We start from the raw sequence: 4,398 nt of genomic DNA, 5'->3' as shown, positions 1-4,398 counted from the left end.
GGCACCGGCCCGGTGCCGCGATTCCGACAAATTAGGTCAAGACCCGGCTCCGACTCTGTCCGGAGCCGGGACATTAAGCCTTTGTTTGCCAATGGCGGCTAGGAATACGGGCCAAAGCACGGTAGTTTGCCGCGCATTGGCGGCACGATCGTGACGTGCATTTTGAAACGCCCCGGACGAAGATCGCATGAACCAAGGTGAAAATCGGCAGATTGCGCGCGACAGCCTGTTCCTCATGGCTGACCTTCGCGTGGACGGTCTCGACGGCGATTTCCGGATCAAGGTGCGCAACCTCTCGGCCGGCGGCATGATGGGCGAAGGCAACGTGCGCGTCGTGCGCGGTACCGTCGTCTCGGTCAACATCCGCAATATCGGCTGGGTCGAAGGCTCGGTCGCCTGGGTGCAGGAAAGCCGCTTCGGCGTCGCTTTCCGCGAGGACATCGATCCGCGCCTCGCCCGCGCGCAGGCCGGCCAGGCCGGGCAGGTCGAGCATATGACCCCCGATTACTTGCGCAACTACCAGGCCCCGACGACCGACGCGACGCTCCTGCGCAAGATCTGAGAGGGAAAGCGGAAAAATCCCGCGCGCCGGTTGCGAGGCGCGGGAAATCGGCTACTCCCTGTTCCATGCTGTCCAAGCGCCAAGCCTCGCGGGTGCTGGCCGTTGCGGCCGCCTTCACGCTCGCCTCCTGCAGCGGCTACGATAACTCGGCGCTGGGCGTCGCAGTGGTCGGGCAGCCCGGCGATCCCTTCTCCGAAAGTTCCGATCTCTCGGCCGGAGCCGTACTGGTCCGCGCCTCGACGGTGGAGGGGCTGGTCGCCTTCGACGATGCGGGGCGGGTGATCCCGGCGCTCGCGGATCGCTGGATCGTCACCGACGACGGACAGAGCTACATCTTCCGTCTGCGCGACGGCAACTGGGCCACCGGCGAGCCGATCACTGCCGATTCGGCGCGCCGGGCGATCAATGCCGCGCTCAAGGCGCTCGATGACGGGCCTTTGGCGCATGATCTGTCAGGCATAGACGAAGTACGCGCGATGACCGGGCGCGTGATCGAGATCCGCCTCGCGCGGCCGACGCCCTATCTGCTCCAGCTGCTGGCGCAGCCGGAACTGGGCCTCTACCGCAAGGGCCGGGGCACCGGCCCGATGAGTGTGACGCGCGCGGGCAGCATGGCGACGCTCAGCGCGATCGATCCGGCGAAGCTGGGGATGCCGCCGATCGACAAGTGGGCGGAGCGCACGCGGCAGATCCACTTGCGCGCGCTGCCGGGCGCGCAGGCGGTGGCGGCTTTCAACGACGGCAGCGTCGATCTCGTGCTCGGCGGACGCATCCAGGATTTCCTGCAGACCCGCTCGGTCGGCATCCTGCGCGGGACGATCCAGCTCGATCCGGTGGTCGGCCTGTTCGGGCTGCAGGTGATGAACGACAAGGGCTTCCTGTCCGAGCCCGCCAACCGCGAGGCGCTGGCCATGGCGGTCGACCGGGAGGGACTGATCTCGCCCTTCGGCGTCGGCGGCTGGGCCGCGACCACGCGCATCGTCACGCCCAGCCTCGATGGCGATCTCGGCACCATCGGCGAACGCTGGGGCGAGCAGACTCTCGAACAGCGCCGCGCTGTCGCCGCTGCACGCGTGAGGGCGTGGCAACCGCCGGCGGAACAGCATTCCGCATCGGTGGCCGCATCGGTGCCCGCATCGGGGACGCCTCGCCTTCGCCTGAGCCTCTGGCTGCCCGAAGGCGTGGGCGCCACCGTCCTGTTCAATCGGCTCGCAGGGGATTTCGCGGCGATCGGGGTCGGGCTGGACCGGGCGAAAGACGTGGACAGGGCCGACCTCGCGCTGATCGACGACGTCGCCCGTTATCCGCGCGCGGCGTGGTATCTCAACCGCCTGTCCTGTCATGCGCGCCGCGGGCTCTGCTCGCAGGAGGCCGATGCGCGGGTGGCCGAGGCCGGGGCGGCTTCCACCCCCGCAGAGCGCGCCGCGCTGCTGACCGAGGCCGAGGCCGAACTGACCGGCGCCAACGTCTTCATTCCCTTCGGCACGCCGATCCGCTGGTCGCTGGTTCGCGGAAGTGTGGACGGGTTCTCGGCGAACCCCTGGGGCTGGCATCCCTTGATGCCGCTGGCCTGGCTTCCCAAATAGCAGTCTGCGGCACCCGAGGCCGCTGTTCGACAAGAGGCGGGTAGACACGTGGTTACGCAATCGGCACGGCGCATGGACTTCGAGGTTCCGCTCGGCAACGATCCCGTTTCGATCCGCCGCCGGGTAGAGGCGCTGGAACGCGTGCTGGAGCGTGCCTTCGTCGTACCGGGCATCCGCCGGGAGGTCGGCCTTGACGCCGTGATCGGACTGGTGCCGGTCGCAGGTGACCTGATCGCGGCCGCCATGGGCCTCTACATCGTGTGGGAGGCGCGTAATCTCGGCATGTCGAAATGGCAGCTGGCGCGCATGACCGCCAATGTCGGGTTCGATACGCTGGTCGGTGCGATCCCCGTGGCGGGCGACCTGTTCGACTTCCTGTTCCGCTCGAACAGCCGCAACCTCAAGATCATCCGCAAGCATCTCGACAAGCATCATCCGCATACCCGGGTTATCGACGCCTGACCTCTTCGCGGCTATGAGCGGGGCATGAAAACCGCCTGCCTCGCCATGGCCGTGCTTGCACTGGCCGCCTGCTCGAAGTCCGACACCGCGCCCGGTCCGGGCGGCGTGACGATGGGCGAGGCCCGCGCGCTCGACGAGGCGGCAGCGATGCTGGATGAGCGGCGGCCGCCTGCGGAGGCCGTCGCCCCTGCCGAGGCGCAGGCTAGCGAGGCTGCGCAGTAATCAATCGAAGCTGACTTTGCCGCGCCCGGCCTTGACCGAGCCGCGCAGCTTCTTGCCTTTCAGGCGCTGCTCCTTGCCGACGCGGTTGAGGCGGCTCTTGGCGCGTTTTTCGGGCAGCTTGTGTGCTTCGGTGAGCATTTCGGCCAACCGCTCGCGCGCGTCGGCGCGGTTGGCTTCCTGCGTGCGGAAGCGGCGCGCGGTGAAGACCAGTTCGCCGCGCGCGGTCATGCGGCTGCCGGCCAGTTCCTTCAGCCGCGCGAAGACCGGCGGGATCAATCGCAGCGCATAGACGTCGAGGCGCAGTTGCACCGCCGTCGCCACTTTGTTGACGTTCTGGCCGCCTGGACCGGCGGAGGCGATGAAGCTCTCGCTCGCCAGCGCCTGCGCGCGGCCTATCGTGGCCTCAAGATCGCTCATTCATCGGGAGATTCGGGCACGGGTTCGGACGGGGCTTCGGACGCGATGTCCGCAAAGCCGAAAGCGGCGAAGTCGGCGGGCAGGGGGGCTACGGCGACGATCGGCGCCTTCTCGCCGCCGCGCGGCACCGTCAGGCCTGCCGCGTGAAGCATGGTGCGCGGGGCGCCGCTCTTGGTGCCGTAGACCGGATCGCCCAGCAGCGGGAAGCCGAGGCCCGAGGCGGCATGGACGCGGATCTGGTGGGTGCGGCCGGTTTCCGGGCGGAATTCGACGAGGGTGAGGCCGTTGCGGGTATCCAGCTTGCGCCAGTGGGTGACGGCGGGCTTGCCCTTGCGCGCGGGGATCATGCGCCAGCCATCCTTCGCGGTGCTGACCTTGGAGAGGTTGAGCGCGATCGTGCCCTCGTCTTCGGCGATTTCGCCCGCGACGATGCCGAGGTAACGCTTTTCGACCGTGCGCTCCTCGAAAGCGGCGGAGAAACGCTTGAGCGCCTTGGGGTTGCGCGCCAGCAGCAGGCAGCCCGAGGTGTCCTGGTCGAGGCGGTGGACCGGCGCGGGTTCGCGGTGAAAGCCGAGCTTGAGTTCGTCGAGCCGGTCTTCCAGGCATTGGCCGCCCGCGCGGGGACGGTCGAGCGGAAGGCCCGCAGGCTTGTCGATGACGAGCGCTTCGCCGTCTTCGAAGAGGATTTCGAGTTGCATCATCGTTTCTTTCGTCTTGAGCGGTACTTGCCCACCCCGTCCGGCTAGGCCCTTCGGACCAAGCCTCCCGACCCTCCCGCAAGCGAGAGGGTGATATTCTCGTCTCCCCTCCCGCTTGCGGGAGGGGTTGGGGGTGGGCCTTACCTCAACCCACCGCTTCGGCAATCCGCCTGCAGGCCTCTATCAGCTTCGCCTCGTCCGCCGCGAAGCTGATGCGGAAGCCGCCGTTGCCGCCGAAGGCCGAGGCCGGCACGATCGCAACGCCGTGGTCCAGCAGGTGCAGCGCCAGCTTGGCGTCGTCACCGAAGCGCTCCATCAGCGGCGCGGCATCGACCATGCAGTAGAAGGCGCCGTCGGGCACCGGCGTCGACAGGCCGGGGATCGCGTTGATCGCCGAGACCACCAGATCGCGCCGGGCGCGGAAGCGTTCGCACCACTGGCCGAGGAAATC

The 4,398-nt window shown here is 68.2% G+C and carries 7 protein-coding genes; 4 read left to right on the top strand and 3 right to left on the bottom strand.

Annotated features, from left to right (window positions below):
• The first annotated feature begins 187 nt into the window (after positions 1-187).
• The 4 genes from ACYPYD_RS24570 (at position 188) to ACYPYD_RS24555 (ending at position 2,832) form a co-directional block, all read left to right on the top strand.
• Positions 188-562, top strand: a complete 375-nt coding sequence (locus ACYPYD_RS24570; RefSeq protein ID WP_008827780.1) for a PilZ domain-containing protein — start codon at positions 188-190, stop codon at positions 560-562.
• A gap of 65 nt (positions 563-627) precedes the next feature.
• On the top strand, positions 628-2,148 hold the full coding sequence (locus ACYPYD_RS24565) for an ABC transporter substrate-binding protein (RefSeq protein ID WP_459666064.1): 1,521 nt from the start codon (positions 628-630) through the stop codon (positions 2,146-2,148).
• 72 nt (positions 2,149-2,220) lie between these two features.
• Positions 2,221-2,610, top strand: coding sequence for a DUF4112 domain-containing protein (locus ACYPYD_RS24560; RefSeq protein WP_008827782.1), 390 nt, complete (start codon positions 2,221-2,223; stop codon positions 2,608-2,610).
• Positions 2,611-2,634: 24 nt separating this feature from the next.
• Positions 2,635-2,832, top strand: a complete 198-nt coding sequence (locus ACYPYD_RS24555; RefSeq protein ID WP_008827783.1) for a hypothetical protein — start codon at positions 2,635-2,637, stop codon at positions 2,830-2,832.
• Here ACYPYD_RS24555 and arfB read toward each other — a convergent pair whose 3' ends face one another.
• From arfB to ACYPYD_RS24540, 3 genes are all read right to left on the bottom strand, one after another.
• The gene (gene arfB, locus ACYPYD_RS24550; protein WP_008827784.1) at positions 2,833-3,249 is read right to left on the bottom strand and encodes an alternative ribosome rescue aminoacyl-tRNA hydrolase ArfB; all 417 of its coding nucleotides are present in this window, start codon (positions 3,247-3,249) and stop codon (positions 2,833-2,835) included.
• Positions 3,246-3,947, bottom strand: coding sequence for an RluA family pseudouridine synthase (locus ACYPYD_RS24545; protein ID WP_459666060.1), 702 nt, complete (start codon positions 3,945-3,947; stop codon positions 3,246-3,248). The genes arfB and ACYPYD_RS24545 overlap by 4 nt, the downstream gene beginning before the upstream one ends.
• Before the next feature lie 145 nt (positions 3,948-4,092).
• Positions 4,093-4,398: aminotransferase class I/II-fold pyridoxal phosphate-dependent enzyme (locus tag ACYPYD_RS24540; protein WP_459666057.1), on the bottom strand; the 306-nt coding region annotated here is incomplete at its 5' end.

Source organism: Novosphingobium sp. 11B, from assembly GCF_054589055.1.
Note: the sequence above shows the minus strand (reverse complement) of the source record. Positions and strands in the feature narration are given on the sequence as shown.